Source organism: Streptomyces sp. AM6-12, assembly GCF_044327085.1.
In the GTDB taxonomy this organism is placed as follows: Bacteria; Actinomycetota; Actinomycetes; order Streptomycetales; family Streptomycetaceae; genus Streptomyces.
The window spans coordinates 5348583-5373963 of the sequence record NZ_JBIQWN010000001.1 but is presented as its reverse complement, the minus strand read 5'-3'; the positions used below and the strand labels follow the sequence as shown (position 1 = coordinate 5373963).

Sequence of the window (25381 nt, the reverse complement as noted above, 5' to 3'; positions counted from 1 at the left end):
GGTGCCGGTCCGGGCCACCCCGCGGACATGACACCCTGAACAGGTGAGTCCCGTTTCCTCGTCCCTCCCCCGGTCCCTCCCCCGCAATCCCGTCGGCGGCCATGTCCCGGTGGCCGGCGGCCTGCACTCCGTGGGCCTGTCGTACGCCCGTGAGCTGAAGGCGGAGACCGTCCAGGTCTTCGTGGCCAACCCGCGCGGCTGGGCCACCCCGGCCGGGAACCCGAAGCAGGACGAGGCGTTCCGCGCCGCCTGCGCCGAGGAGTCGATCCCGGCGTATGTGCACGCCCCCTACCTGATCAACTTCGGCTCGCACACCGAGGCGACGGTGGAGAAGTCGGTCGAGTCGCTGCGGCACTCGCTGCGGCGTGGCCGGGAGATCGGCGCGCTCGGCGTGGTGGTGCACACCGGCAGCGCGACCGGCGGCCGGGCCCGCGAGGTGGCCCTGAAGCAGGTGCGGGAGCACCTGCTGCCGCTGCTGGACGAGCTGACCCAGGACGACGACCCGTTCCTGCTGCTGGAGTCAACGGCGGGCCAGGGCGCCTCGCTGTGCTCGCGGACCTGGGACTTCGGACCGTACTTCGAGGCGCTGGACGCCCACCCCAAGCTGGGCGTCTGCCTGGACACCTGCCACATCTTCGCCGCCGGGCACGATCTGACCGGCCCGGCGGGCATGCGCCAGACCCTCGATCTGCTGGTGGACACCGTCGGCGAGGGACGGCTCAAGCTGATCCACGCCAACGACTCCAAGGACGTGGTGGGCGCGCACAAGGACCGGCACGAGAACATCGGCTCCGGGCACATCGGCGAGGAGCCCTTCCGCGCCCTGATGGGCCACCCGGCGACCGCGGGCGTCCCGCTGGTCATCGAGACTCCGGGCGGCAAGGAGGGCCACGCGGCGGACGTGGCCCGGCTCAAGCGCCTCAGGGACGGCTGACGCGAGTCTCCGGGGCCACCGGTCGGCGGGCCTCGGGGGCCACCGGCCCACGGACCCCAGGGGCCACCGGCCCACGGACCTCAGGGGCCACCGGTCCACGGACCTCAGGGGCCATCGGCCCACGGACCTCGGGGGTCGGCGGCCGGGCCGTCACAGCTCCGGCCCCTCCCCCGGTTCCTCCTGGTACGAGTAGCGCTGTTCCTTCCACGGGTCGCCCACGTTGTGGTACCCGCGCTCCTCCCAGAAGCCGCGCCGGTCGGCCGTCATGTACTCCACGCCCCGCACCCACTTGGGCCCCTTCCAGGCGTACAGATGGGGCACGATCAGGCGGACCGGGAAGCCGTGCTCGGCGGTCAGCAGTTCGCCGTCCTTGTGGGTGGCGAAGAGGGTGCTCTCCGAGAGGAAGTCCGCGAGGCGCAGGTTGGAGCTGAAGCCGTACTCCGCCCAGACCATCACATGGGTGACCTCCGGGGCCGGCGGGGCCAGCTCCACGATCGCGGCGGCGGGCACCCCGCCCCACTCCGCGCCGAGCATGCTGAACTTGGTCACGCAGTGCAGATCGGCCACCACGGTGGCGTACGGCAGGGCCGTGAACTCCTCGTGGCTCCAACCGTGCTTGTCGCCGTCGGCGGTGGCGCCGAAGACCCGGAAGTCCCAGCGCTCGGGCCGGAACTTGGGCACGGGCCCGTAGTGCGTGACCGGCCAGCCGCGCTGGAGTCGCTGCCCCGGCGGAAGCCCGGACCCTGCCGCCGCTCCAGACTCTCGCTCCACCGGATGACCCATGTAACCATCCTGACAGACCTCGGGCAGTGCCCTTGACCGCCCCCCTCCGAATCGGGCAAATACCATCAAACCCCAGCACATTTACTAAGTACGCACTTACTGGACGATCTTCGCGTCCGGTGCAATCATGCGGCCCACACCCTCCCCCGATATCCGTGCGGGAGACATCCGTGTGGAAGGAGCCGCTGCGATGCAGGGCGACCCCGACGTCATCGAACTGCTCAACGAGCAGTTGACCGCCGAGCTGACGGCGATCAACCAGTACTTCCTGCACTCCAAGATCCAGGATCACCGGGGGTGGTCCAAGCTCGCGGAGTACACCCGGCGCGAGTCGTTCGACGAGATGCGGCACGCGGAGCTCCTGACCGACCGCATCCTGCTGCTCGACGGGCTGCCGAACTACCAGCGGCTCTCCCACATCGAGGTGGGGCAGACGGTGACCGAGATGTTCCGGGCCGACCGGCAGATCGAGGTCGAGGCGATCGACCGGCTGCGCCGGGGCGTGCAGATCATGCGCGACAAGGACGACATCACGTCCGCGAACATCTTCGAGGCGATCCTGGCCGACGAGGAGCACCACATCGACTACCTGGACACCCAGCTGGAGCTGGTGGACAAGCTGGGCGAGGCGCTCTACATCTCGACGCTGATCGAGCAGAACCAGCCGGACCCCTCGGGGCCGGGCACCGGTAGCTTCTAGCGGCGCGCCTAGGCGGCGTCGTCCAGCCGGTCGAGGGTCGCCGGGGAGCGCTGTTCGATCAGTTCGCGGCGGGGGCAGGCGCCCCGGCCGAGCAGCGCCTGGATGCGCCGTACGCAGCGGCCGCAGTCCGTGCCCGCCTTGCAGGCGGAGGCGATCTGGCGCGGGGTGCCGGCGCCGTCCTCCGCGTGCTGCCGGACCTGGGCCTCGGTGATGCCGAAGCAGCTGCACACGTACACGCGGACTCACCTCCCGACGGGGTCGCCGTAGCTCTGCCACCCCGTTCCCGGTGAGGCAAACCTAACCTTACCCGTCGCTTCGCGACCGCAAAAGACCGAGGGGCGCGGATCGCATGTGATCCGCGCCCCAGCGGCACCGTCGGCGAACCGGGTCGCCTACTGGTCCCGGTACATCTCCGCGACCAGGAACGCCAGGTCCAGGGACTGGCTGCGGTTGAGCCGCGGGTCGCAGGCCGTCTCGTAGCGCTGGTGCAGGTCGTCCACGAAGATCTCGTCGCCGCCGCCCACGCACTCGGTGACGTCGTCGCCGGTCAGCTCCACGTGGATGCCGCCCGGATGGGTGCCGAGGCCCTTGTGCACCTCGAAGAAGCCCTTGACCTCGTCGAGCACGTCGTCGAAGCGGCGGGTCTTGTGCCCGGAGGCCGCCTCGAAGGTGTTGCCGTGCATCGGGTCGGTCACCCAAGCCACCGTGGCGCCGGACGCCGTGACTTTCTCGACCAGCTCGGGCAGCCGGTCGCGGATCTTGTCGGCGCCCATGCGGACGATGAAGGTCAGCCGGCCCGGCTCCCGCTCGGGGTCGAGGCGGTCGATGTACTTCAGCGCCTCCTCGGCCGTGGTGCTCGGGCCGAGCTTGATGCCGATCGGGTTGCGGATCCTGGAGGCGAACTCGATGTGCGCGTGGTCCAGCTGGCGGGTGCGCTCACCGATCCACACCATGTGCGCGGAGACGTCGTACAGCTTGCCGGTGCGGGAGTCGACACGGGTCAGGGCCGACTCGTAGTCCAGCAGCAGCGCCTCGTGCGAGGAGAAGAACTCGACGGTCTTGAACTCCTCCGGGTCGGTGCCGCAGGCCCGCATGAAGTTCAGCGCGTCGTCGATCTCCCGCGCGAGCTGCTCGTAGCGCTGGCCGGAGGGGGAGGTCTTCACGAAGTCCTGGTTCCAGGCGTGCACCTGGCGCAGGTCGGCGTAGCCGCCGGTGGTGAAGGCGCGCACCAGGTTCAGCGTGGACGCCGAGGCGTGGTACATCCGCTTCAGCCGCTCGGGGTCCGGGATGCGGGCGGCCTCGGTGAACTCGAAGCCGTTGACGGAGTCGCCCCGGTAGGTCGGCAGCGTCACCCCGTCGCGGGTCTCGGTCGGCTTGGAGCGCGGCTTGGAGTACTGGCCGGCGATCCGGCCGACCTTCACCACGGGCACGGAGGCCGCGTAGGTGAGGACGGCGCCCATCTGGAGCAGCGTCTTGAGCTTCTGCCGGATCTGGTCGGCGGACACCGCGTCGAACGCCTCGGCGCAGTCGCCGCCCTGGAGGAGGAACGCCTCTCCCTTGGCGACGGCCGCCATCCGGGCACGCAGCTGGTCGCACTCGCCCGCGAAGACGAGCGGCGGATACGACTCCAGCTCCGCGACGACTTCGCGCAGAGCCTCGGTGTCGGGGTACTCGGGCTGCTGCGCCGCGGGCAGGTCTCGCCAGGTGTTGCCAGCGCTCGCGCTGGACTTAGCGTTCACGGTCACCTTGTACACATTACGGGGTCGTATCCCCTGCTCCACGAGTCGCCCGGAAAGTGAGACGCGGTGACTGAGTCGTGGACGGTCCGCGGTGCGGTAGGGTCTCCCGCATGTTCGCGCTTTCCAACCAGAACTGGTGGTGGACCGCTTCTTCGGCGGCCCACTGATTCGCGCGCACCCAGACTTCGCGAAGGCCGCCCGAGGGGCGGCCTTCGGCGTTTCCGCGGTCGTTCCTCTCCTTCAGCCGATTCCTCACCTGATCGAGTAGGAGCCCGACCCGTGGACCTCATGGACCTGCTGTCCGACCCCCGCCCCTTCGCGCTGCTGCGCCGCCGTCTGCCGGGCCGTACCGAGCACCCGGTGGAGGTGCTGATCGGCCCGGTCGGCGGCCGGGACCGGCTCGCCGAGCTGCCGGACGAGGGCCTCGCCCTGGTGCCGTTCCGGCAGATCCGCGAGCGCGGCTTCGACGTCCGTGACGACGGCACCCCGCTGCTGGTGCTGACGCCGGAGGAGTCGTACGAGATCCCGCTGGACGAGGCGCTGCGGCGGCTCCCGGCGCACGCGGTGCGGGTCGAGGGCGGCGGTTTCGACGTCGGCGACGAGGAGTACGCCGGGATCGTCGGGCGGGTGCTGGAGCGGGAGATCGGCGGGGGCGAGGGCGCGAACTTCGTGATCCGGCGGACGTACGAGGGGCGGATCCCGGACTTCGGCCGGGCGGACGCGCTGGCGCTGTTCCGGCGGCTGCTGGAGGGCGAGCGCGGGGCGTACTGGACCTTCGTGGTGCACACCGGGGACCGCACCCTGGTCGGCGCCAGCCCCGAGGTGCATGTGCGGATGTCCGGCGGGACGGTCGTGATGAACCCGATCAGCGGCACCTACCGCTATCCCGCCGGGGGGCCGACGCCGGAGCACCTGCTGGGCTTCCTCGCCGACGGCAAGGAGATCGAGGAGCTGTCGATGGTGGTCGACGAGGAGCTGAAGATGATGTGCACCGTCGGCGACATGGGCGGGGTCGTCGTCGGACCGCGGCTGAAGGAGATGGCGCACCTCGCGCACACCGAGTACGAGCTGCGCGGCAGGTCCTCCCTGGACGCCCGCGAGGTGCTGCGGGAGACCATGTTCGCGGCGACGGTCACCGGGTCGCCGGTGCAGAACGCGTGCCGGGTGATCGAGCGGCACGAGGTCGGCGGGCGCGGCTACTACGCGGGTGCGCTGGCCCTGCTCGGGCGGGACGCGGGCGGCGCGCAGACGCTGGACTCCCCCATCCTGATCCGCACCGCCGACATCGGCGCGGACGGGCGGCTGCGGGTGCCGGTCGGGGCCACGCTGGTGCGCGGCTCGGAGCCGGCGGGCGAGGTCGCCGAGACCCATGCGAAGGCGGCGGGCGTGCTGGCGGCGCTCGGGGTGCGGCCCGGCCGGCCGCGCGCGGAGCGGGAGCTGCCCCGGCTGGCCGACGACCCGCGGGTGCGGGCCGCGCTGGACGGGCGGCGGGCCCGGCTCGCCCCGTTCTGGCTGCGGATGCGGCAGCCGTCCGCCGAGGCGCGCGGGCATGCTCTGGTGGTCGACGGCGAGGACACCTTCACCGCGATGCTGGCCCATCTGCTGCGCTCGACCGGCCTGGCGGTGACGGTACGGCGCTACGACGAGCCGGGGCTGCGGGCCGCGGTGCTCGCGCACGAGGGCCCGGTGGTGCTGGGCCCCGGTCCCGGCGACCCCGGCGACCTCACCGATCCGAAGATGCGCTTCCTGCGGGAGCTGACCCGGACCGTCGTGCGGGAGCACCGGCAGGGGGTGCTGGGCGTGTGCCTGGGCCATGAACTGCTCGCCGCGGAGCTGGGGTTGGACATCGTCCGCAAGGAGGTGCCGTACCAGGGGGCGCAGACGGAGATCGAGCTGTTCGGGCGCCGCGAGACGGTCGGTTTCTACAACAGCTTCACCGCCCGCTGCGACGAGGAGGCGGCGCGGGAGCTGGCGGCGCACGGGATCGAGGTGAGCCGGTCGGCGGGCGGCGAGGTGCATGCCGTACGGGGGCCCGGTTTCGCGGGGGTGCAGTTCCACCCGGAGTCGGTGCTGACGCTCGACGGGGTGGGGATCGTCGGGGAGTTGATGGGACGGCTGCGCGGCGCGAGCGCGTACTGAGGCGGTCGGCCGGTGGTCGCGGGCCGGGGGCTGTGGGCCGGGTCGCGGCCCACAGCCCGGGGTGTCCGCTGCTGCTCTCAGCCGAAGAACACCCCGACCTCCTCGTACAGCTTCGGGTCCACGGTCTTCAGCTTGGCGGTCGCCTCGGCGAGGGGCACGCGGACGACGTTGGTGCCGCGCAGGGCGACCATCTTGCCGAAGTCGCCGTCGCGGACGCAGTCCACGGCGTGCAGTCCGAAGCGGGTGGCGAGCCAGCGGTCGAAGGCGCTGGGGGTGCCGCCGCGCTGGATGTGCCCGAGGACGGTGGTGCGGGCCTCCTTGCCGGTGCGCTTCTCGATCTCCTTGGCCAGCCACTCGCCGACCCCGGAGAGCCGCACATGCCCGAAGGAGTCCAGCGACTGGTCCTTGAGCACCAGCTCGCCGTCCTTGGGCATGGCACCCTCGGCGACCACCACGATCGGGGCGTACGACGCCTTGAAGCGCGAGGTGATCCAGGCGCACACCTGGTCCAGGTCGAAGCGCTGCTCGGGGATGAGGATGACGTTGGCGCCGCCGGCGAGGCCCGAGTGCAGGGCGATCCAGCCGGCGTGCCGGCCCATCACCTCGCAGACCAGGACCCGCATATGGGACTCGGCGGTGGTGTGCAGCCGGTCGATGGCCTCGGTGGCGATGTTGACGGCGGTGTCGAAGCCGAAGGTGTAGTCGGTGGCGGACAGGTCGTTGTCGATGGTCTTGGGCACGCCGACGCAGGGCACGCCGTACTCGCCGGACAGTCGCGCGGCGACGCCGAGGGTGTCCTCGCCGCCGATCGCGATCAGGGCCTCGACCTCCTGCTTGGCGAGGTTGTCCTTGATCCGGCGGATGCCGTCCTCGATCTTGAGGGGGTTGGTCCTGGAGGAGCCGAGGATGGTGCCGCCGCGGGGCAGGATGCCGCGCACGGCGGGGATGTCGAGGGGGACGGCGCGGCCTTCGAGGGGGCCCCGCCAGCCATCCCGGAAACCGACGAACTGATAGTCGTACTCCTGCACGCCTTTGCGCACGATGCCTCGGATGACGGCGTTGAGTCCGGGGCAGTCGCCGCCTCCGGTCAGTACTCCGACCCGCATGGAAATGTCCCTTCACCCGCAGTGCCTGACGCTTCGTCACGCTAATGGTGATGCGTGTCACATCGGGAGAGGCGGTACGGGTGAATCGGGGGGATTGCGGCGGGAACCGGGAGCACGGCCGCGGCACGACCGCCGGAGCCGGGCGCTACTCCTCGTCGAGGCCGCGTTCGATCGCGTACCTCACCAGCTCGACGCGGTTGTGGAGTTGGAGCTTGCCGAGGGTGTTCTGGACGTGGTTCTGCACGGTGCGGTGGGAGATGACGAGGCGTTCGGCGATCTGCTTGTAGCTCAGGCCCTTGGCGACCAGCCGCAGCACCTCCGTCTCCCGCTCGGTCAGCCGGGGCGCGCCCGGCCGTCCGGCGTCGGGCGCGGGCGCCGGTTCGGCGGCCAGCCGCCGGTACTCGCCGAGGACGAGGCCGGCGAGGCCCGGCGTGAACACCGCGTCGCCGACGGCCGTGCGGCGCACCGCGTCCAGCAGTTCGGCGGTGGACGCCGACTTCAGCAGGTAGCCGGTCGCGCCGGACTTCACCGCCTCCAGGACATCGGCGTGCTCCCCGCTCGCGGACAGCACCAGGACGCGCAACGCCGGGTTGTGCGCGACGAGTTCCTTGCACACCTGGACGCCGGGTCTGGCGGGCAGGTTGAGGTCCAGGACCAGCACATCGGGGGCGGCGGCCTTGGCGCGGCGCACGGCCTGGTCGCCGTCGCCCGCGGTGGCGACCAACTCGAAGCCGGACTCGGCCAGGTCTCGGGCGACCGCGTCGCGCCACATGGGGTGGTCGTCCACCACCATGACCTTGATCGGGTCCCGCCGCTGTGTCATCGCCGCTCCGCCTTCTTCCCCCGCGCCGCGAGGGCGCCCTTCGGTACCTTCAGTTCGACCTCCGTGCCCTGGCCGGGCACCGAGATCAGCTCGGCGCTGCCGCCGAGGTCGCGCAGTCTGCCCCGGATGGACTGGGCGACGCCGAGCCGCCCCTCGCCCTCCGCCTCGGCGAGCCGGCCCTCGGGGATGCCGGGCCCGTCGTCCCGGACGGTGACGAGGATGTCCTCCGGCTCGTCCTCGACCAGGATCCAGGCCCGCGCCCCCTCGCCGGCGTGCCTGTACACATTGTCCAGGGCGGCGCCGACGGCCGCGGTCAGCTCGCGGGCGGCGGCCGGGGGCAGCGGCACCGGGGCGCCGGGCTCGGCCAGGCTCACCCCGTCGCGGGCGAACGGGGCGAGGAGCGTGCGCAGATCGACCGGTCCGTCGTCGTCCGCCGCTCCCGCCGCCCAGGCGACGGGTACGACGCCGTCCTCGGCGGTCGAAGCGGTCCGGGCGGACGGGGCGGTCGGCACGGTCGTGGCGGCCCGGGCAGCCGGCAGCAGGCCCCCGGAGACCAGGGCGCGCAGGGCCACCTCCTGCTCCCCGGCCAGCCGGCCCAGCTCGGCCGCCTCGCCGCCGAGTGCGGTGCCGCGCCGCTTCACCATCGCCAGCACCTGGAGCACGCTGTCATGGATGTCCCGCGCCAGCCGCTCCCGCTCACGGGTGGCGGCCTCGATCTCCAGGGCGCGGGCGAGGGTGCGCTCGGAGGCGCGGGCCACCTCCACCACGTAGCCGATGCCGATGGAGGCCACCCAGACGAGGATCAGGCTGTGCACGGTGTCCCGCGCGAACTGGCCGCGCTCGACCAGGTTGGCGGCGGCCACCGCGGTGGAGGCGACGGCGGCCCAGCGCCAGCCGCCCTTGACGGCGAAGGCGAGGACCGCGCCGCCGGTCCATATCGTCGGCAGGGTGGGGCCGCCCGCGATCCGCTGGTGGCTGTCGGCGAAGGCGGTGAGCAGGACGCCGGCGAGGCCGATGGTCAGGTCGGCGGCGAGGAAACCCCTGGTGCAGTCGGCCGCGCCGCGCACCCGGGGCAGGGTGGCGAGGGTCCAGACGGCGAGGACGGCGTCGTAGCCGACCGCGATCCACGGACGGGTGAAGTGCTCGTACGAGGTGACGCACAGGCCGAGCGCGTACAGCATGGTCAGCACGCGGTAGCCGGCCAGCGCCCGCCACAGCGGCAACTCCACCGACATCCTCAGCACACGCTCGCGCCCGGCCATCCCCCGTGCCCCCCGTAAGCCCGCCGCGGTTACTTGCTCTCCGCGTCCTTCGCCTTCTCCGCTTCCTTCTCCGCCTTCTCCGCTTCCTTGGCCGCCTTCGCCGCCTCCGCGATCTGCCGCTTGGCGGCGGTCGCGTACATGTCGACGTACTCCTGGCCGGAGAGCTTCATGATCTCGTACATGACCTCGTCGGTCAGCGCCCGCAGCACGAAGCGGTCGTGCTCCATGCCCTGGTAGCGGCTGAAGTCGAGGGGCTTGCCGATGCGGATGCCGGGCCGCATCAGCTTCGGCATCACCTTGCCGGGCGGCTGGATCTTCTCGGTGTCGATCATCGCCACCGGGATCACCGGGGCACCGGTCGCGAGCGCCACGCGGGCGAGACCGCCGGGCTTGCCCCGGTAGAGCCGGCCGTCGGGCGAGCGGGTGCCCTCCGGGTAGATGCCGAACAGCTCGCCGCGCTCCAGCACCTCGATACCGCTCTTGACCGCGGCCTCACCGGCGCCGCGCGCCCCCGAGCGGTCCACCGGGAGCTGGCCGACGCCCTTGAAGAACGCGGCGGTGAGCCGGCCCTTCACACCGGGCGTGGTGAAGTACTCGGCCTTCGCGATGAAGGTGACCTTGCGGTCCAGCATCGTCGGCAGGAAGAAGGAGTCCGAGAAGGACAGGTGATTGCTGGCCAGGATCGCCGGGCCCTCGGCCGGAATGTTCTCCAGCCCCTCCACCCAGGGCCTGAAGGCGAGCTTCAGCGGCCCTCCGATGGCGACCTTCATCGTGCCGTACATCACCCGTGTGCCTCCCGTTTCCGTCGGACAGACCATAACCCGCTGCACCGTCAAAGCACCCGACGGCCCTGGTCGGTGTCCGTGCGGTCGCGTACGGTGAAGCACATCCGCGTGTTCTCCACGCCCCGGCCGGACGGCGGCGGGGCCCTTCCCCAGGAACAGGAGCGTCGAAGGTGCCGGTTCTCCCTGGAGCCGAGCCGTACCGCCACTCCGGCGGCGAGGTGGGCGTCCTCTTCTGTCACGGCTTCACCGGCTCCCCGCAGTCGCTGCGTCCCTGGGCCGAACACCACGCCGCGCACGGCCTGACGGTGTCGCTGCCGCTGCTGCCGGGACACGGCACGCGCTGGCAGGACATGCAGCTCACCGGCTGGCAGGACTGGTACGCGGAGGTGGACCGCGAGCTGCGGCTGCTGTCCGAGCGCTGCTCCCGGGTGTTCGTCGCGGGCCTGTCGATGGGCGGCGCCCTCGCGCTGCGGCTGGCCGCCCTGCACGGCGAGCGGATCAGCGGCGTGGTCGTCGTCAACCCCGCGAACAAGGTCCACGGACTGTCGGCGTACGCCCTGCCCGTGGCCCGGCACCTGGTGCGCTCCACCCGGGGCATCGCCAGCGACATCGCCAAGGGCGGGGTGACGGAGACGGGGTACGACCGGGTGCCGCTGCACGCGGCGCACTCGCTGCGCCGGTTCCTGCGCCGGCTGGACGGCGAGCTGCCCCGGATCGCCCAGCCGTTGCTGCTGCTGCGCAGCGCCCAGGACCATGTCGTACCGGCCGTCGACTCGGCGCGGGTACTGAGCCGGATCTCGTCCGCGGACGTCCGGGAGATCGTGCTGGAACACAGCTACCACGTCGCGACGTTGGATGTGGACGCGGACCGGATCTTCGAGGAGAGCCTCGGTTTCATCGGCCGGCTCGCACCGATTCCGGGCAAGGAAGGGACGGCCGCAGTTGGCTGAGCACGACCCGGGTCCCGAGGGCCGCGAGGACCGGGAGCCGGAGGAGAACGGGCTGCGCTTCGACGAGGACGCCGCCTGGCGGGCCATCGTGGCCGGGTACGGCGAGGAGCCGCCGGACCCGCCGGGCAGCAGGCCCTTCAAGCCGGTGGAGGACCTCGCGCTGCTGGAGAAGGACGCGCTGCTGGAGAAGCTGGAGCAGGACGCGGCGGCGGACGAGGGCGGCGGCAAGCAGGAGGAGCCGCGGCCCGCCCGGCCTCCGCTGGGCAGCTCCGTCTCCTTCGCGCCCGGCGTCGGCCCCCGCGACCACCACCCGCCGGAGCCGTCCGAGGACGACTTCGACGAGGACGACGAGGGCCACTTCGTGCCGCCCGAGCCGCCGCCGCTGGACACCGGCGACACCACGTCGAGGTTCGCCTGGCTGGGCGTGATCGGCGGGCCGGTCCTGCTGCTGCTGGCGGTGCTGCTCGGCTGGGACATGACCTGGTGGCTGACGACCGCCGGCATCGGCGGCTTCCTCGGCGGCTTCGCGACACTGGTGGCGCGGATGCGGACGGACGAGGACGACGACGACGATCCGGGCCGGGGGGCCGTGGTCTAGCCGGCAACCTGTGGTCTGGACGGCGGCCTCGGGACGGGCGCCGGCCTCGGGGCCGGGCGGGGCCGTGGTCCGGTCGGTCGCCCCGAGACCGGCGGGGCCGTGGTCTAGCGGCTCTGGCCGGGGGCGGCTTCCGTCCCGGTGGCCGGGACGCGCAGGGCGGCCAGGACCGGGCGGTGGTCCGTGGCGGCGGCCAGGTCGGCGCGGGTGACGCCCGGCTGGTCCTCGGGGACCCCGCAGCCGAGGACCTCGATGCCCTTGGTGGCGAACACCGCGTCGATACGACGCCCCGGCGCGCTATGCGTCCAGGTCTCCTCGCCGCCCCAGGGGGCCACCGTCCGGCAGTCCTGGAGGGCGCCGGCGAGCAGGTGGAAGGTGCGGCCGTCGGGGCCCTCGTTCAGATCGCCGCCCACGAGCGCGTGCTCCACACCGAGTCCGTCGAGCCGGTCGAGAAGCAGACCGCCCTGGGCGTAGCGCTCGCTTGCGTCGAGGCTGAGGTGGCAGCTGATCACGCCGAGCCGGGCACCGCCGAAGCGGACCACCGCGGTGGCCAGACCGCGCCGGTGCAGGCCGGGGGTGAGGGGCAGCAGGACGTCCTCGGTGCGCTCCACGGTGGCGCGCAGCGAGCACAGGATCGCGGGTCCCGCGCTGGTGCCGCCGCCGGTGAGGACGACCAGACCGCAGGCGCCGGCCAGCCGAGCGAGCTTCTTGCGCCAGCGGAAGAACCGGGGCGCTTCCTGGAGGAGGACCAGGTCGGGGGCGCAGGCGGTGATCACCCGGACGAGGGCGTCGGTGTCGTCGCGCAGCGAGCGGATGTTGTAGCTCAGGACGCGGAGAACGGCTGAACCATCGGGCTCGGTGTGGGAGTTGGGGAGCGGCGCCATGTGGATCAATGTACGCCGCGCTGTCGGGAGCGGGCGACCCAGTACGGCCTGTCCGCCTGCACCAAGGCCAACGGCTGCTTCAAGCAGGTCGTGCCGGCCGAAGGGGCGCGGGGAACTGCGCGACGAGCCACGCTGGACGGGCAGCCGCACACGAACCTCGCGCCCCGAGCTGTTCGCGTCCCGCTTACATGATCGGGTCGGGCTCGCGGGCCAGGTCCGCCGCGCCGACCATGCCCGCCTTGTTGCCGAGCTGCGCCGCGATCACGTCGGCGACGGGACGCCAGTTCCCGCCGACCAGCCACCGCTTGTACGACTTGCGGATCGGGTCGAGGACCAGCTCGCCCTCGTCGGAGAGGCCACCGCCGACGATGAAGGCGGACGGGTCGAAGAGGGAGGCCAGGTCGGCGAGGCCGGCGCCGGCCCAGCGGGCCAGCTCGCGGTAGGAGTCGACGGCGACCGGGTCGCCCTGCCGGGCGGCCATGGAGATGTGCTTGCCCTCGATGCCGTCCGGGGTGCCGTCGCCGAGCGAGAGCAGCAGCTCCGCGTGCTCGGGGGTGGCGTTGGCGCGCTGCTTGGCGTAGCGGACCAGGGCGCGCCCGGAGGCGTACTGCTCCCAGCAGCCCTGCGAGCCGCAGCCGCACAGCAGGCCGTCCGGGACCATCCGGATGTGACCGAACTCGGCGGCCACGCCGAAGTGTCCGCGGCGCAGCTTGTTGCCGATGATGATGCCGCCGCCGAGGCCGGTGCCGAGGGTGATGCAGATGACGTTGCGGTGGCCCTTGCCTGCGCCGAACTTGTACTCGCCCCAGGCGGCGGCGTTGGCGTCGTTCTCGACCACGACGGGGAGGCCGGTGCGGGCCTCGACCTTTTCCTTGAGCGGCTCGTTGCGCCAGTCGATGTTGGGCGCGAAGTAGACGGTGGAGCGCTGCCGGTTGACGTAACCGGCCGCACCGATGCCCACGCCGACGATCTCGTGCCCGGCACGCGCGCCCTCCACCGCGGAGGCGATGGCGTCCACGATGGCCTCGGGCGTGGTGGGGGTCGGCACCTTGAAGGTCGAGAGGATGTTGCCTTCCTCGTCGACCACGCCGGCCGCGATCTTCGTGCCGCCGATGTCGACGCCGATGGTGAGTCCCATGAATCCCTCAGTTTCGGTCGAGCCCCGCTACGGCCAACCGTACCCGAGGCCCTTGCGGACGAGGGCTTCAGTCCAGGTCGATGCGCTCTCCCGAGCCGGTGCCCTCGCCCCGGTCGCGCCCCTCGCCGTCGCCTCGCTCCCCCCGCCACTCGTCGGCGACGCCGGACGGGCCGGAGGTCCAGCGGCGCTCCTGGGACTGGACGGCCGAGCGGTAGGCGGCGAGCAGTTCGCTCCCGGCGGCGGCGAGGTGGTCGAAGACGCCGGGGTTGCGCTCGATGACGGGCTCGACGGCGGCCTTCGCCTGCTGGACGACCTGCTTGACCATCTGCTGGGCGGCGGGCCCGGCGAGGGTGCCGAGGGGGGACTGGAGGCCGGACAGCTTGTCGGCCACCGTGTCCACGAGCTTCTTCAGTTCTTCGGCGGCGGAGCCGGGGGGCGGGCCGTAGCTGGTGCGGCGGCGGGCCTTCTCGGCCTCCAGGTCCTCGGCGCAGGCCGTGGCCCAGGCGTCGGCGTCGCTCACCCGCGGCTCCTCGTGCGGCTCGGCGGGGCGCTCATCGCTCATGGCGGACTCCTGACTGCGGTACGCCCTTACGCCTACGACGGTACCCGAACGGGAGGGGGCCGTTCACCGTGCGGCGGCGGGCCACAGGCCGGGATCGGGGGCGAAGCGCACCCGCAGCTCGCCCTCGCGCAGTCCGGCCCCGGAGACGGTGCAGCGGCGCAGGGCGGAGGGCAGGGAGACGATCCGCCGGAAGGAGCTCGCGGTGATCACGAGTTCGTCGCCGCGCCGGATGAGGTCGAGTTCCTCCCGTATGGCGCCGGGCAGCGGGATGTGCCAGACCAGCACCCCGTCCTCGGCGATCCGGTCGGCGACGGGCCACTCGACGGGGCCGGCCGCGTCGGCGACGGCGGGTACGGCGAGGGCGGCGAGGTCGTCCGGGCCGTGCGGGTCGCGGCCGAGGTGTGGCACGGGGCGCACGGCGCACTCCGCGTCGTCCTCCCATTCCCTGAGCGCCTTGCGCTGCTGGGCGGCCAGGGCGGCGAGCCAGGTGTCCGGGGTGGTGTCGGGCAGGACGCGGTTGGCGACGAGGGCCTCGGTGCGCAGGCCGCGCAGGGCGAGACCGAGGCGGGCGGTGCGCAGGGCGTCCACGGCGGCGGGGCCGGGTTCGGCGACGAGGCGTACGGCGGTGTCGCGGTCGGTGAGTACGGCCTCCACAGCGGCCAGCTCCACGTCCCAGCGGCCGGCCGTCTCGTACAGCCAGTCGGCGGGCATGGGGACGCCGGCGAGGCGGCCGAGCACCGGGCGCAGGGCGCGGGCGGCCTGGCGCTCGGGAGGCAGCAGGCGGCGCAGGTAGCGGCGCAGTTCCTCGGGGAGGGAGAGCAGGGCGAGGGCCTGCGGAAGGGGTGGCAGGTCGACGACGAGGAGGTCGTACTCCTCGGAGAGCGCGGCGTCGCGCAGTGCGCGCAGGAACGTCAGCTCCTCGGCGCCGGGCAGCGGGGTGACCTCCTCGGCGTCCAGGCGGGAGGCGCCGAGCAGGTCGAGGACGCCGGTGGCGCGGCGCTGGAACTCGGCGAGGTCCTCGCGGAAGCCGGCGGCGGCGTCGGGGCGCCAGGCGGTGAGCCGGGGCGCGACCTCGACGGGCCGGGCCCCGGTGGGCACCCCCAGTACCGTGCCGGGGGTGTCCGCGCGCTCCGCGCTCAGCAACAAGGTCCGGCTGCCCTCACGGGCGGCGCGCAGCGCGGTGGCGGCGCCGACGGTCGTCCGCCCACCGCCACCGGGCCCCGTGATCAGGATGGTCCGCATAGGTCCGAACGGTAACGGACACTCCGTGCGGGGTGCGGCGGCGAGGGTCCGGGGTGGCCGGCGGCTCCCTGTGGTCCCGCCTCCCGGCCGAGCGAGTCGGGTGGGAGGCGGGCGAAGGGTGGTCAGGGGGATTCGACGCGCTTCTTCAGGCCGGCCAGGGCGCGGTCGATGATGACCTTCTCCGCCTTGCGCTTGATCATGCCGAGCATGGGGATCTTGACGTCGACGGTGAGCCGGTACGTGACCTCCGTGCCGCCCGTTCCCGCCGGCCGCAGCAGGTAGGACCCGTCGAGCGAGCGCAGCATCTGGGACTTGACCAGCGTCCAGGAGACCTCGTTGTCGCCGGCCCAGGTGTACGCCAGCGTCTGGTCGTCCTTGATCGCACCGGCGTCCATGACGAGCCGTACCTGCTCGGCACGCCCCCGCTCGTCGGTCTTGAGGACCTCCGCCTCCTTCACCTCGCCGGTCCAGTCCGGGTAGCGCTCGAAGTCGGCGATCACCGCCATGACGTCGGCCGGAGCCGCCCCGATCGTGATGCTCGAACTGGTGTGTTCCGCCATCGCCGTGGCTCCTCCAGATGCGGACCGAAGAGACTCTTGCCGTGCGCGACCTGCGCACGTCTGTGCAGCGTGAAGGCTACCGTGCGGCCGCCTCCCCCCGGCCCCCGCCCCGTCACCACTCCAGCGCCCACGGCCTTCCGCGGCTCGCGAAGTGCCCCACGTTCACGCACTCCGTCGCCCCGATCCGCATCCTGCGCGCCAGCGGCTGGTGGACGTGCCCGAACAGCGCGTACCGGGGCCGGGTGCGCCGGATGGCGTCCAGCAGCGCCCGGCTCCCCCGCTCGAAGCGGCGCGCGACGGTGTCGTACACCAGCTCCGGCACCTCCGGCGGGATGTGGGTGCACAGCACGTCCACCTCGCCCACCGCCTCGATCTTCGCGGCGTACTCCTCGTCGGAGATCTCGTACGGCGTCCGCATGGGCGTGCGCAGTCCCCCGCCGACGAAGCCGAACGTCCAGCCGCCGATCTCCACCCGCTGCGCGTCGAGCACGGTGGTACCGGGACGGGCGTATTCCGGCCACAGCTGCGGCATGTCGACATTGCCGTAGGTGGCGTACGTCGGAGTGGGGAACGCGGCGAAGAGTTCGGCGTACTGCTTGCGCACCGCCTTCTCGATGGCCGTGAACCGGTCGCCCTCGATCCCGCCCCACAGCCCGGCGCCGAACGCGCGGGCCTCCTCGAAGCGCCGGGCGGTGCGCAACTCCACGATGCGGTCGGCGTTCTCCTCGCCGAACAGGTCGGGGAAGATGCCGCGCGAGTGGTCGGCGTAGTCGAGGAACAGCACCAGGTCACCCAGGCAGATCAGGGCATCGGCACCCTCGCCGGCCCGCGCCAGGTCCCGTGCGTTGCCGTGCACATCGCTGACCACGTGGACGCGGTGCCGGCTGCTTCGAGGGGGTGTGGATGCCATGGCGATCAAGCGTAGGCGTGTGTGCCGCAGGTGAACAGTCCCGGTCGTGGCCTGCGGTTACTCGCCCGTCGCGAAGGCCGTGGACTACTGTGCGCGAAGGAACGCCATCGCGTGTGACGCAGCGAACATCTGGCCGGGACCCCCTGTCGGGAACCGCATACCGACGGGTAACGTCCGGGCAGTCCAGTCGTGCTCTGGGTTTCAGCCACCGGTAGCCCCGAGCACCAGCCCGAGCCTTGGACCGCACCGTCGCAGCACACAACGTCGTGGCGCCGGCGCCCTATGAGGAGCAGCAGTCTTGCGCGAGTTCAGCCTTCCGGCCTTGTACGAGGTCCCTGCGGACGGAAACCTGACCGACATCGTCCGCAGAAACGCCGCGCAGCATCCCGACGTCGCCGTGATCGCCCGCAAGTCCGGCGGGGTGTGGCAGGACGTGACGGCCCGGCAGTTCCTGGCCGAGGTGCACGCCGCGGCCAAGGGGCTCATCGCCGCCGGGGTGCAGCCGGGCGACCGCGTGGGCCTGATGTCCCGGACGCGCTACGAGTGGACGCTCCTCGACTTCGCCATCTGGAGCGCGGGCGCGGTGACCGTGCCGGTGTACGAGACCAGCTCGCCCGAGCAGGTGCAGTGGATCCTCTCCGACTCGGGCGCGACCGCCTGCGTCGTGGAGCTGGACGCGCACGCGGCCGCGGTGGAGGCCGTACGCGAGACGCTGCCCGCGCTGAAGCACGTCTGGCAGATCGAGGCCGGCGCCGTGGAGGAGCTGGAGCGGCTCGGGCAGGACGTGTCGCAGGAGACGGTGGACGAGCGGTCCTCGCTCGCCTGCGCCGACGACCCGGCCACCATCGTCTACACCAGCGGCACCACCGGCCGCCCCAAGGGCTGTGTGCTCACCCACCGCAGCTTCTTCGCCGAGTGCGGCAACATCGTGGAGCGGCTGCGTCCGCTGTTCCGCACCGGCGAGTGCTCGGTGCTGCTCTTTCTGCCGCTCGCCCATGTCTTCGGCCGGCTGGTGCAGATCGCGCCGATGATGGCGCCCATCAAGCTCGGCTGCGTCCCGGACATCAAGCACCTCACCGACGAACTGGCCGCGTTCCGGCCGACGTTGATCCTCGGTGTGCCGCGTGTCTTCGAGAAGGTCTACAACTCCGCGCGCGCCAAGGCGCAGGCGGACGGCAAGGGTGCCGTCTTCGACAAGGCGGCCGACACGGCGATCGCCTACAGCAGGGCCCAGGACACCGCGTCGGGACCGTCGCTGGGGCTGAAGATCAAGCACAAGGTCTTCGACAAGCTGGTCTACGGCAAGCTGCGCGCGGTGCTCGGCGGCCGGGGCGAGTACGCCATCTCCGGCGGCGCCCCGCTGGGCGAGCGGCTCGGCCACTTCTTCCGGGGCATCGGCTTCACGGTGCTGGAGGGGTACGGCCTCACCGAGTCCTGCGCGGCGACCGCGTTCAACCCGTGGGACCGGCAGAAGATCGGCACGGTGGGGCAGCCGCTGCCCGGCTCCGTGGTGCGGATCGCGGACGACGGCGAGGTGCTGCTGCACGGCGAGCACCTGTTCAAGGAGTACTGGAACAACCCGGGCGCCACGGCGGAGGCGCTGGCCGACGGCTGGTTCCACACCGGGGACATCGGCACCCTGGACGAGGACGGGTATCTGCGGATCACCGGCCGCAAGAAGGAGATCATCGTCACGGCGGGCGGCAAGAACGTCGCCCCGGCGGTGATCGAGGACCGTATCCGCGCGCACGCGCTGGTCGCGGAGTGCATGGTGGTCGGCGACGGGCGGCCGTTCGTCGGCGCGCTGATCACGCTGGACGAGGAGTTCCTGGCGCGCTGGGCCGCGGAGCACGGCAAGCCGGCGGGTTCCACGGCGTCGTCCCTGCGCGACGACCCGGACCTGAACGCGGCGATCCAGGACGCGGTGAACGACGGCAACGCGGCGGTGTCCAAGGCCGAGTCGGTGCGCAAGTTCCGCATCCTCGCGGCCCAGTTCACGGAGGACTCGGGCCACCTCACCCCGTCGCTGAAGCTCAAGCGGAACGTGGTGGCGAAGGACTACGCCGACGACATCGAGGCGATCTACGCCAAGTAGCCCGCCGTGCCTTGCGACTGACGGTGCGTCAGTCGCAAGGCGGCCTTCACAGAAGGTCCTTCAGCCGCTCCGCCAGCAGGTCCCAGCGCCACTTCTCCTCCACCCACCGGCGGCCCCGCTCCCCCATCCGGCGGCGCAGTGCGGGGTCGCCGAGCAGTGCGACGACGCGGTCGGCGGTGTCGAGCGCGTCGCCGCCGCGCACCACCCAGCCCGTCTCCCCGTCGAGGACCGCGTCCGGCGCGCCGCCGGAGTCGCCCGCGATGACCGGCAGGCCGGTCGCGGACGCCTCCAGGTAGACGATGCCGAGGCCCTCGACGTCGAGGCCGCCGCGGCGGGTGCGGCAGGGCATGGCGAAGACGTCGCCCGCGCCGTAGTGGGCGGGCAGCTCTGACCAGGGGACGGCGCCGGTGAAGCGGACCGAGGCGGCGACGCCGGTCTCGCGGGCGAGCCGGCGCAGGTCCTGCTCGTAGGGGCCGCCGCCGACGATCAGCAGCACGGCGTCCGGCTCGGCGGCGAGGATCCGGGGCATGGCCCGGATCAGCGTGTCCTGGCCCTTGCGCGGCACCAGCCGGGAGACGCAGACGACGACCGGGCGGTCGGTGAGGCCGAGCCGGGCGCGCACCTCGTCGCCGCCGGAGGCCGGGTGGAAGGTCTTCTCGTCGACGCCGGGCGGCAGTTGCACCATCCGCGCGGCCGCCTCGGGGGTGAGCGCGCCGGCGATCCGGGAGCGGGTGTACTCGCCCAGGTAGGTGATCGTGTCCGTGGCCTCGCCGATCCGGCGCAGCAGCTGCCGGGCGGCGGGCAGCTGGGCCCAGCCGGCCTCGTGCCCGTGGGTGGTGGCCACCAGGCGTTCGGCACCGGCCCGGCGCAGCGCGGGCGCCATCAGCCCGAGCGGTGCCGCGGCCCCGAACCACACCGAGGTGCAGCCGTGCTCGCGCAGCAGCCCGGCCGCGCGCCGGGTCGCGCCGGGGGTCGGCAGCAGCATGGTCGTACGGTCGCGTACGACGGTGAAGGGCTGCTCGGCGTCGAAGGCGGCCGTCGCCTCGATCCCCTCGCGGCCGCGCTTCCAGGTGGAGGCGTAGACGACCAGCCGGCCGGGGTCCAGGCGCAGCGCCATGTTGTGCAGGAAGGCTTGGATGCCGCCCGGCCGGGGCGGGAAGTCGTTGGTCACGATCAGGGTCTTGTGCATCGCCGCCGACCCTACCGAATCTGCCGTCCGGCGCCGGGCGGCGGCCGGTGCGTTGGCACGGTCCGGGGTGGTCGGGACATCATGGTCCCTCGGCACGGGACTCGGACCGGAATCGAACGGCAGGGGAAGACGTGGAGACCAAGGACGTCCGGCGCTCGCCGGCGTACCTGCTCGCGACCTGGTGCGTCACCCGTGTGGTGTTGCTGCTCTTTGTCCTCGGGGTGTACGTCCTGCCCGGCCCGGACGTCACCACGGACGTCTCGGTGATCTACCACAACTGGTACGAGGTGCTGCGCCAGGGCACCTTCCCGCTGGACGACGTCACCTGGCAGTACCCACCCGCCGCCGCGCTGCCGATCCTCGCGCCCGCGCTGTTGCCGTTCCTCTCCTACCCGCACGCCTTCTTCGCGCTGGCGTGCTGCGCCGACCTGGCGGTGCTGGTGCTGCTGCTGCGGTCGGCCCGGCACCCCGGCCGGTCGCGGAGCGGAGCCTGGGTGTGGGTGGCGGGCGTCCCGCTGCTCGGGCCGACGGTGTACGCGCGCTACGACGTGATGGTGACCGCGGTGGCCGTGGCCGCGCTGCTCGCGGGGGTCCGGCATCCGCGGGTGATGGGCGCGCTGGCCGCCTTCGGGGCGCTGCTGAAGGTGTGGCCGGCGCTGCTGCTGGCCGGGGCGGTGCGGCGCCGGGCCTGGGCGTCGGCGGCGGTGACCGGGGCGGTGCTCGCGGCGGTGTTCACGGCGACGATGCCGGGCGCGTTCGCCTTCCTGACCTTCCAGCGGGAGCGGGGCACGGAGGTGGAGTCGCTGGGCGCCCTGGTCTTCCATGTGGCCCGGCACTTCGGCTGGAGCGGGCAGGTGCTGCTGAACTACGGCTCGCTCGAGTTCCTGGGCCCGTACGTGCCGGAGGTGAGCGCGGCGGCGCTGGCGCTGAGCGTGGGCGCCTTCGGCTGGCTGCTGCTGTGGCGGCTGCGGGCCCGCCGCTTCCCCCCGCACACCCTGGCGGACGCGGCGCTGACCGCCGTCCTCCTGTTCACCGTCACCAGCCGCGTGATCAGCCCCCAGTACCTGGTCTGGCTGATCGGCCTGGCCGCCGTCTGCCTCACCCACCGCGCGAGCCGCATGACCGCACCCGCCCTGCTGATCCTGGCCTCCTCCTTCCTGACCGTCCTGGAATTCCCCATCGGCTTCGTCCACGTGGTGGCGAGCGACTGGTACGGCATCACCCTGATGCTCCTCCGCAACGCCCTGCTGACCACCGCCACCCTGCTGGCGGCCCACCGCCTGTGGCGTACGACCGTCTCCCGCGACAGGCCCGTCACCGGCGAACCCGCCGAGCCGGAACTCAGCGCAGCTCGCTCCTGACGTACTTCTGCCAGCGGGTCGTGAAGGAGGCCGGGGTCAGGCCGAGGATTCGGTGGAGGGCGGTGGTGAGGGCGGTGGGGCCGGTGGGGTGGGTGCCGACGGCGCGGTAGAAGGCGGTCAGGCGGTCCGGTCCCCACTGGTCGGCGATCATGCGGCAGGCCAGCCAGCCGCCCTCGTAGGCGCGGGCCAGCTCGGTGGGGTCGCTGGTGAAGCCGAAGTCCTTGTCGGTGGGGAGCGCCGCGGGGACCTGGCCGGCGCCGACGGCGCGGGCCAGTTCGGGGGCGGCCTGGGCCGGGGTGCGGTCGGTGCCCAGGTAGCCGATCCAGTCGGCGTAGCCCTCGGAGAGCCAGAGCGGAGTGGCCGCGGTGGTGTGGGCGCGGGTGGCCACGTGGGTGGTCTCGTGGGTGAGGACGACCTGCTTGCCCATCGCGCCGAGGACCGCGTAGGCGTCCGGGTTGATCACCACCCGGTCGGCCGGCGTCTGTCCCGCGCCGCCCGCCTCCCCGGTGGTCACGGCGGCGATCCCCCGGTAGTTCGCGGCGGGCGAGCCGAGCAGACCCGCCATGCCCGTCAGGGACTTGGGGACCAGGACGACCACCCGGCGCGTCCAGTCGGTGCCCCACTCCCTGGTCACCGCCGGGACCGCCTCGTCGGCCATCCTGGCGTACGTCCGCAGGTCGGCCGCCGGCTGCCCGGTGCCGAGCACCAGGCTGTGCGCGCCGGGTACGGCGGTCACGGTGCCCTGGTCCCACAGCTGCTGCCCGGACGTCCCGGCCGGCCGGTCCGCGGTGACGTACCAGGTGCCGGAGGTGGTGCGGGCCAGGGTGAGGGTGCGCCGGGTGTCGACGGGGGCCCGGTCGTACCCGGCGACCCGGTAGCTGAGGTCGGCGTCGGCGGTGGCCCCCGCGGGGGTGCGGCGCAGGGTGGTGACCCGGTAGGCCCAGGAGGCCAGCGGCAGGGCGCGCAGCCTGGTGTACTCGGCACTGGCACCCGTCGCGCCGTACGCCTCCGCGTCGTGCCGCAGCAGCGCCGCCGAGCGCAGGTCGAGGAGGTGCTGTACCTCGGCCTTCGCGGAGTCGGCCGCCGACCGCCCGCCGCACCCGGCCAGGGACAGCAGCAGACACAGGGCCATCGCCCCGACGCTTCTCACCCGCCTGCCACCGGCCATCACACGATCGTACGGCGCGCCGCGCGGGCGTCAGGGCCGGGTCACCGAGGAGATCGGCATCATCCCCACCGGGTCGTAGCGCACCGCCGCCCCTGGATGCGGCGCGTGGATGACCTGGCCGTGGCCGACGTACATGGCGACATGGCTGGCGTCGGAGCGGTAGACCACCAGGTCGCCGGGGCGGGCCTGGGAGAGCGGGACGCGCCGCCCGGCGTACCGCTGCTCCTGGGAGGTGCGCGGCAGCTGGATGCCGGCGTGCGCGTACGCCCACTGCATCAGGCCCGAACAGTCGAAGCCGGAGGGCCCGTTGGCGCCCCACACATAGGGGCGGCCGAGCGCGGAGCGGGCGGCGGCCAGGGCGGCTGCGGCGCGCGCGCCGGGGGCGCCGGCCGCGCCGGTCAGGGCGGGCAGGTCGAGGCGGTCGGGGCCGGCCGAGCGGGAGGCCCGGTCGTAGGCGGCGCGGTCGGCCGCGGACAGCGAGTTCAGCAGTTGCCGGGCCCGCGCGAGCTTGCCCTCCACCGTCCGCTTGTGCGCGGCGACCGCCCGGCGGCTGCGGTCCAGCGCGTCGAGTTCGGTGGCCGCCTCCGCCCGCTCCTGGTCCAGCTCGCGCAGCGCGGAGCGCAACTCCCGCAGCCGGCCCGCCTCCTGGGCGCTGATCCGGTCGAGGGTGGCGGCCTTGTCGAGGTAGTCGTCCGGGTCGTCGGAGAACAGCAGCGCGACGGCCGGGTCGATACCGCCCGAGCGGTACTGCGCCCCGGCCAGCGAACCCAGCTCCTCGCGCAGCGCGTTGACGTCCTGCTGGCGGCGGGCGACGCGGTCCTGGGCGTCGCGGACCTCGCGGCGCAGCGCGTCCGTGCGTTCCTGCGCCTGGTCGTATTCCTGGGTCGCCTGCTCGGCCTGGGTGTAGAGCCGGTCCACCTCGGCGCGGGCGTCGGGGTGCGGCGCGGCGTGCGCCGGTACCGCGCCGAGGGCCGCGGCGGCGGCCGACAGTGCGCACAGGGCTGCTGCGGCACCCCGGTCGAATCCGGCCGGTGCGCGGTGCTGACCGGACGGTGCAAGGCGGCGATGGGACCCCACGGGTTGCCGAACCCCTTCCACTGGCTGACACGGACGGCGTTCCCCGGCGCCTGGGGACGGGGAGGCCCCGGCGCCGGGGAAACGCGGCAGACAGTAGCCGTGCGGAAGGGCCGCGGCCAAAGACCGCGGCGGCGACAAAGAGTGACGCCCCGCCGCTGACGCAGGTCAACGGCGGGGCGTGGAGTCAGTTTCCGTCCCGTGGATTCGCCCGATCGGACGACCGCCTCCGGGAGCGTCGGGGGTTTAAACCCGGACGCCGAACTGGAAGGGCATGTCGGACATCGCCTCGTAGCGCACCACGGCACCGGTGTGCGGAGCGTGCAGCACCTGGCCGTTGCCCGCGTACAGGCCGACGTGGTGGATGTCGCCGTAGAAGAACACCAGGTCGCCGACCTTGAGGTCGCTCTGGTTGTAGATCCGGGTGCCGATGTTGGCCTGTTCCTCGGAGGTGCGCGGGATGGAGACGCCGGCCTGCGCGTAGGCGTAGGAGGTCAGACCCGAGCAGTCGAAGGAGGAGGGGCCGGTGGCGCCGTAGACGTACGGCTTGCCCAGCTCGCCCTGGGCGGCGGCGAAGGCGGCCGCGGCCCTGCCGGAGGCGGGCGGGGCGTCGCCGAGGTTCACGCGCTCGCTGGAGGAGCGGTCGGCGCGCTGCTGCTGGGCGGCGAGGTCGGCCTTCTCCTTGGCGGTGAGGCTGTTGAGGATCTTCTGGGCCGCGGCGAGCTTGGCCTGGACTTCCTTCTTCTTGTCGCCCAGTTCGGTGCGGGTGTCCGCGAGGTCCTTGAGCTTCTCGGTGGCCTCGGAGCGCTCCTGGGCCAGCTCGCGCTGCTTGGCCTGGATCTTGCGCAGTGCGTCGACCTGCTGGCTGCTCAGCTGGTCGAGGGTGGACGCCTTGTCGAGGAAGTCGTCCGGGTTGGAGGAGAGGAACAGCTGGACCGAGGGGTCGATACCGCCGGAGCGGTACTGGGCCGTGGCCAGCGAACCCAGGCCGTCGCGCAGCTTGTTGAGGTCTTCCTGACCCCGCGCGACGTTGTCCTGGATGGTGGAGATCTCCTTCTGGAGCTGCTGCTGCTTCTCCTTGGCGCCGTTGTACTTCTCGGTGGCCTGCTCGGCCTGCTCGTACAGCTTGTCGACCTTGGACTTGACCTGGTCCTTGCTGAGCTTCTCGCTCGGCGCGGCGTTCGCGGCGTTCGCGCTGAGCACGACCGCTGCGGCGGCTGCGGTGGTCAGCACGGTCACGCGTGCACGGCTCTGCTGTTTGGGTCGACGGTGGGACGCCACGGAGGACGAACTCCTTCTTGTGAGTGTTCACCCGTTCGGAGGTTCGAGCCCCGACCCTAGTGACCATGTTGTGATCATTCAAATCCTCACGGCAAAAATTC

The 25381-nt window shown here is 72.6% G+C and carries 25 protein-coding genes; 8 read left to right on the top strand and 17 right to left on the bottom strand.

Annotated elements, in window-relative coordinates:
* Positions 1–43 precede the first annotated feature (43 nt).
* Positions 44–934 carry a deoxyribonuclease IV gene (locus ACE4Q9_RS24430; protein ID WP_397986371.1) on the top strand — a complete coding sequence of 297 codons (891 nt, stop codon included), beginning with the start codon at positions 44–46 and terminating at the stop codon, positions 932–934.
* Positions 935–1084: 150 nt separating this feature from the next.
* On the opposite strand, the gene ACE4Q9_RS24425 is transcribed toward ACE4Q9_RS24430, so the two are convergent.
* The gene (locus ACE4Q9_RS24425) at positions 1085–1717 is read right to left on the bottom strand and encodes a sulfite oxidase-like oxidoreductase (protein ID WP_397986370.1); all 633 of its coding nucleotides are present in this window, start codon (positions 1715–1717) and stop codon (positions 1085–1087) included.
* Between the two features lie 190 nt (positions 1718–1907).
* Here ACE4Q9_RS24425 and bfr point away from each other — a divergent pair, with 190 nt between their 5' ends.
* The gene (gene bfr / locus ACE4Q9_RS24420; protein ID WP_397986369.1) at positions 1908–2417 is read left to right on the top strand and encodes a bacterioferritin; all 510 of its coding nucleotides are present in this window, start codon (positions 1908–1910) and stop codon (positions 2415–2417) included.
* Between the two features lie 8 nt (positions 2418–2425).
* On the opposite strand, the gene ACE4Q9_RS24415 is transcribed toward bfr, so the two are convergent.
* A complete protein-coding gene (locus tag ACE4Q9_RS24415; RefSeq protein WP_397986368.1) occupies positions 2426–2653 on the bottom strand; it encodes a bacterioferritin-associated ferredoxin in 228 nt (75 codons plus the stop codon).
* 156 nt (positions 2654–2809) lie between these two features.
* Positions 2810–4162, bottom strand: coding sequence for a class II 3-deoxy-7-phosphoheptulonate synthase (locus tag ACE4Q9_RS24410; protein ID WP_397986367.1), 1353 nt, complete (start codon positions 4160–4162; stop codon positions 2810–2812).
* 104 nt (positions 4163–4266) lie between these two features.
* Here ACE4Q9_RS24410 and ACE4Q9_RS24405 point away from each other — a divergent pair, with 104 nt between their 5' ends.
* Together ACE4Q9_RS24405 and ACE4Q9_RS24400 are read left to right on the top strand one after the other, a co-directional pair.
* The gene (locus ACE4Q9_RS24405) at positions 4267–4323 is read left to right on the top strand and encodes a trp operon leader peptide (RefSeq protein ID WP_351876482.1); all 57 of its coding nucleotides are present in this window, start codon (positions 4267–4269) and stop codon (positions 4321–4323) included.
* Positions 4324–4435: 112 nt separating this feature from the next.
* Positions 4436–6295: an anthranilate synthase family protein gene (locus ACE4Q9_RS24400; RefSeq protein ID WP_397986366.1), complete on the top strand. Its 1860-nt coding sequence runs from the start codon at positions 4436–4438 to the stop codon at positions 6293–6295.
* Positions 6296–6372: 77 nt separating this feature from the next.
* Here ACE4Q9_RS24400 and ACE4Q9_RS24395 read toward each other — a convergent pair whose 3' ends face one another.
* The 4 genes from ACE4Q9_RS24395 to ACE4Q9_RS24380 form a co-directional block, all read right to left on the bottom strand.
* Positions 6373–7401 (bottom strand): 6-phosphofructokinase, encoded by a 1029-nt coding sequence (locus ACE4Q9_RS24395; protein ID WP_397986365.1) that lies wholly within the window; start codon positions 7399–7401, stop codon positions 6373–6375.
* A 145-nt stretch (positions 7402–7546) separates the two neighbouring features.
* The gene (locus tag ACE4Q9_RS24390) at positions 7547–8224 is read right to left on the bottom strand and encodes a response regulator (protein WP_397986364.1); all 678 of its coding nucleotides are present in this window, start codon (positions 8222–8224) and stop codon (positions 7547–7549) included.
* Complete coding sequence (macS, locus tag ACE4Q9_RS24385; RefSeq protein ID WP_397986363.1) at positions 8221–9486, bottom strand: MacS family sensor histidine kinase; 1266 nt, start codon at positions 9484–9486, stop codon at positions 8221–8223. The genes ACE4Q9_RS24390 and macS overlap by 4 nt, the downstream gene beginning before the upstream one ends.
* A gap of 29 nt (positions 9487–9515) precedes the next feature.
* Positions 9516–10268, bottom strand: coding sequence for a lysophospholipid acyltransferase family protein (locus tag ACE4Q9_RS24380; protein WP_397986362.1), 753 nt, complete (start codon positions 10266–10268; stop codon positions 9516–9518).
* A gap of 173 nt (positions 10269–10441) precedes the next feature.
* Between ACE4Q9_RS24380 and ACE4Q9_RS24375 the strand changes: the two genes are divergently transcribed.
* Positions 10442–11221, top strand: a complete 780-nt coding sequence (locus tag ACE4Q9_RS24375) for an alpha/beta hydrolase (RefSeq protein WP_397986361.1) — start codon at positions 10442–10444, stop codon at positions 11219–11221.
* Complete coding sequence (locus tag ACE4Q9_RS24370; protein WP_397986360.1) at positions 11214–11819, top strand: hypothetical protein; 606 nt, start codon at positions 11214–11216, stop codon at positions 11817–11819. Before ACE4Q9_RS24375 ends, ACE4Q9_RS24370 begins: the two co-directional genes overlap by 8 nt.
* Positions 11820–11923: 104 nt before the next feature.
* Here ACE4Q9_RS24370 and ACE4Q9_RS24365 read toward each other — a convergent pair whose 3' ends face one another.
* From ACE4Q9_RS24365 to ACE4Q9_RS24340, 6 genes are all read right to left on the bottom strand, one after another.
* Positions 11924–12700 (bottom strand): endonuclease/exonuclease/phosphatase family protein, encoded by a 777-nt coding sequence (locus tag ACE4Q9_RS24365; protein ID WP_397986359.1) that lies wholly within the window; start codon positions 12698–12700, stop codon positions 11924–11926.
* Positions 12701–12884: 184 nt separating this feature from the next.
* A complete protein-coding gene (locus tag ACE4Q9_RS24360; RefSeq protein ID WP_397986358.1) occupies positions 12885–13838 on the bottom strand; it encodes an ROK family glucokinase in 954 nt (317 codons plus the stop codon).
* Positions 13839–13905: 67 nt separating this feature from the next.
* A complete protein-coding gene (locus ACE4Q9_RS24355; RefSeq protein WP_397986357.1) occupies positions 13906–14400 on the bottom strand; it encodes a DUF5304 domain-containing protein in 495 nt (164 codons plus the stop codon).
* A 63-nt stretch (positions 14401–14463) separates the two neighbouring features.
* Complete coding sequence (locus ACE4Q9_RS24350; RefSeq protein WP_397986356.1) at positions 14464–15642, bottom strand: ArsA family ATPase; 1179 nt, start codon at positions 15640–15642, stop codon at positions 14464–14466.
* A gap of 122 nt (positions 15643–15764) precedes the next feature.
* The gene (locus ACE4Q9_RS24345; RefSeq protein WP_397986355.1) at positions 15765–16202 is read right to left on the bottom strand and encodes an SRPBCC family protein; all 438 of its coding nucleotides are present in this window, start codon (positions 16200–16202) and stop codon (positions 15765–15767) included.
* A gap of 112 nt (positions 16203–16314) precedes the next feature.
* The gene (locus tag ACE4Q9_RS24340; RefSeq protein WP_397986354.1) at positions 16315–17112 is read right to left on the bottom strand and encodes a metallophosphoesterase; all 798 of its coding nucleotides are present in this window, start codon (positions 17110–17112) and stop codon (positions 16315–16317) included.
* A gap of 298 nt (positions 17113–17410) precedes the next feature.
* Between ACE4Q9_RS24340 and ACE4Q9_RS24335 the strand changes: the two genes are divergently transcribed.
* Complete coding sequence (locus ACE4Q9_RS24335; RefSeq protein WP_397986353.1) at positions 17411–19207, top strand: AMP-dependent synthetase/ligase; 1797 nt, start codon at positions 17411–17413, stop codon at positions 19205–19207.
* A 46-nt stretch (positions 19208–19253) separates the two neighbouring features.
* Here ACE4Q9_RS24335 and ACE4Q9_RS24330 read toward each other — a convergent pair whose 3' ends face one another.
* Positions 19254–20396: a glycosyltransferase family 4 protein gene (locus tag ACE4Q9_RS24330; RefSeq protein ID WP_397986352.1), complete on the bottom strand. Its 1143-nt coding sequence runs from the start codon at positions 20394–20396 to the stop codon at positions 19254–19256.
* A 131-nt stretch (positions 20397–20527) separates the two neighbouring features.
* Here ACE4Q9_RS24330 and ACE4Q9_RS24325 point away from each other — a divergent pair, with 131 nt between their 5' ends.
* Positions 20528–21757, top strand: a complete 1230-nt coding sequence (locus ACE4Q9_RS24325; RefSeq protein ID WP_397986351.1) for a glycosyltransferase 87 family protein — start codon at positions 20528–20530, stop codon at positions 21755–21757.
* Here ACE4Q9_RS24325 and ACE4Q9_RS24320 read toward each other — a convergent pair.
* The 3 genes from ACE4Q9_RS24320 to ACE4Q9_RS24310 all read right to left on the bottom strand — a co-directional run bounded on the left by ACE4Q9_RS24320 (position 21738) and on the right by ACE4Q9_RS24310 (position 25280).
* The gene (locus ACE4Q9_RS24320; RefSeq protein WP_397986350.1) at positions 21738–22925 is read right to left on the bottom strand and encodes a hypothetical protein; all 1188 of its coding nucleotides are present in this window, start codon (positions 22923–22925) and stop codon (positions 21738–21740) included. The two genes, ACE4Q9_RS24325 and ACE4Q9_RS24320, sit on opposite strands and share 20 nt — an antisense overlap.
* A 30-nt stretch (positions 22926–22955) precedes the next feature.
* Positions 22956–24002, bottom strand: coding sequence for an NlpC/P60 family protein (locus ACE4Q9_RS24315; protein ID WP_397986349.1), 1047 nt, complete (start codon positions 24000–24002; stop codon positions 22956–22958).
* A gap of 243 nt (positions 24003–24245) precedes the next feature.
* Positions 24246–25280: an NlpC/P60 family protein gene (locus ACE4Q9_RS24310; RefSeq protein ID WP_397986348.1), complete on the bottom strand. Its 1035-nt coding sequence runs from the start codon at positions 25278–25280 to the stop codon at positions 24246–24248.
* Between the last annotated feature and the right edge of the window lie 101 nt (positions 25281–25381).

What these genes read in the sequence shown, in the direction of transcription:
- ACE4Q9_RS24425 (WP_397986370.1), bottom strand. Translation starts at nt 1,717, where the DNA reads ATGGGTCATCCGGTGGAGCGAGAGTCTGGAGCGGCGGCAGGGTCCGGG.
- bfr (WP_397986369.1), top strand. Translation starts at nt 1,908, where the DNA reads ATGCAGGGCGACCCCGACGTCATCGAACTGCTCAACGAGCAGTTGACC.
- ACE4Q9_RS24395 (WP_397986365.1), bottom strand. Translation starts at nt 7,401, where the DNA reads ATGCGGGTCGGAGTACTGACCGGAGGCGGCGACTGCCCCGGACTCAAC.
- ACE4Q9_RS24390 (WP_397986364.1), bottom strand. Translation starts at nt 8,224, where the DNA reads ATGACACAGCGGCGGGACCCGATCAAGGTCATGGTGGTGGACGACCAC.
- macS (WP_397986363.1), bottom strand. Translation starts at nt 9,486, where the DNA reads ATGGCCGGGCGCGAGCGTGTGCTGAGGATGTCGGTGGAGTTGCCGCTG.
- ACE4Q9_RS24380 (WP_397986362.1), bottom strand. Translation starts at nt 10,268, where the DNA reads ATGTACGGCACGATGAAGGTCGCCATCGGAGGGCCGCTGAAGCTCGCC.
- ACE4Q9_RS24365 (WP_397986359.1), bottom strand. Translation starts at nt 12,700, where the DNA reads ATGGCGCCGCTCCCCAACTCCCACACCGAGCCCGATGGTTCAGCCGTT.
- ACE4Q9_RS24360 (WP_397986358.1), bottom strand. Translation starts at nt 13,838, where the DNA reads ATGGGACTCACCATCGGCGTCGACATCGGCGGCACGAAGATCGCGGCC.
- ACE4Q9_RS24355 (WP_397986357.1), bottom strand. Translation starts at nt 14,400, where the DNA reads ATGAGCGATGAGCGCCCCGCCGAGCCGCACGAGGAGCCGCGGGTGAGC.
- ACE4Q9_RS24350 (WP_397986356.1), bottom strand. Translation starts at nt 15,642, where the DNA reads ATGCGGACCATCCTGATCACGGGGCCCGGTGGCGGTGGGCGGACGACC.
- ACE4Q9_RS24345 (WP_397986355.1), bottom strand. Translation starts at nt 16,202, where the DNA reads ATGGCGGAACACACCAGTTCGAGCATCACGATCGGGGCGGCTCCGGCC.
- ACE4Q9_RS24340 (WP_397986354.1), bottom strand. Translation starts at nt 17,112, where the DNA reads ATGGCATCCACACCCCCTCGAAGCAGCCGGCACCGCGTCCACGTGGTC.
- ACE4Q9_RS24330 (WP_397986352.1), bottom strand. Translation starts at nt 20,396, where the DNA reads ATGCACAAGACCCTGATCGTGACCAACGACTTCCCGCCCCGGCCGGGC.
- ACE4Q9_RS24320 (WP_397986350.1), bottom strand. Translation starts at nt 22,925, where the DNA reads ATGGCCGGTGGCAGGCGGGTGAGAAGCGTCGGGGCGATGGCCCTGTGT.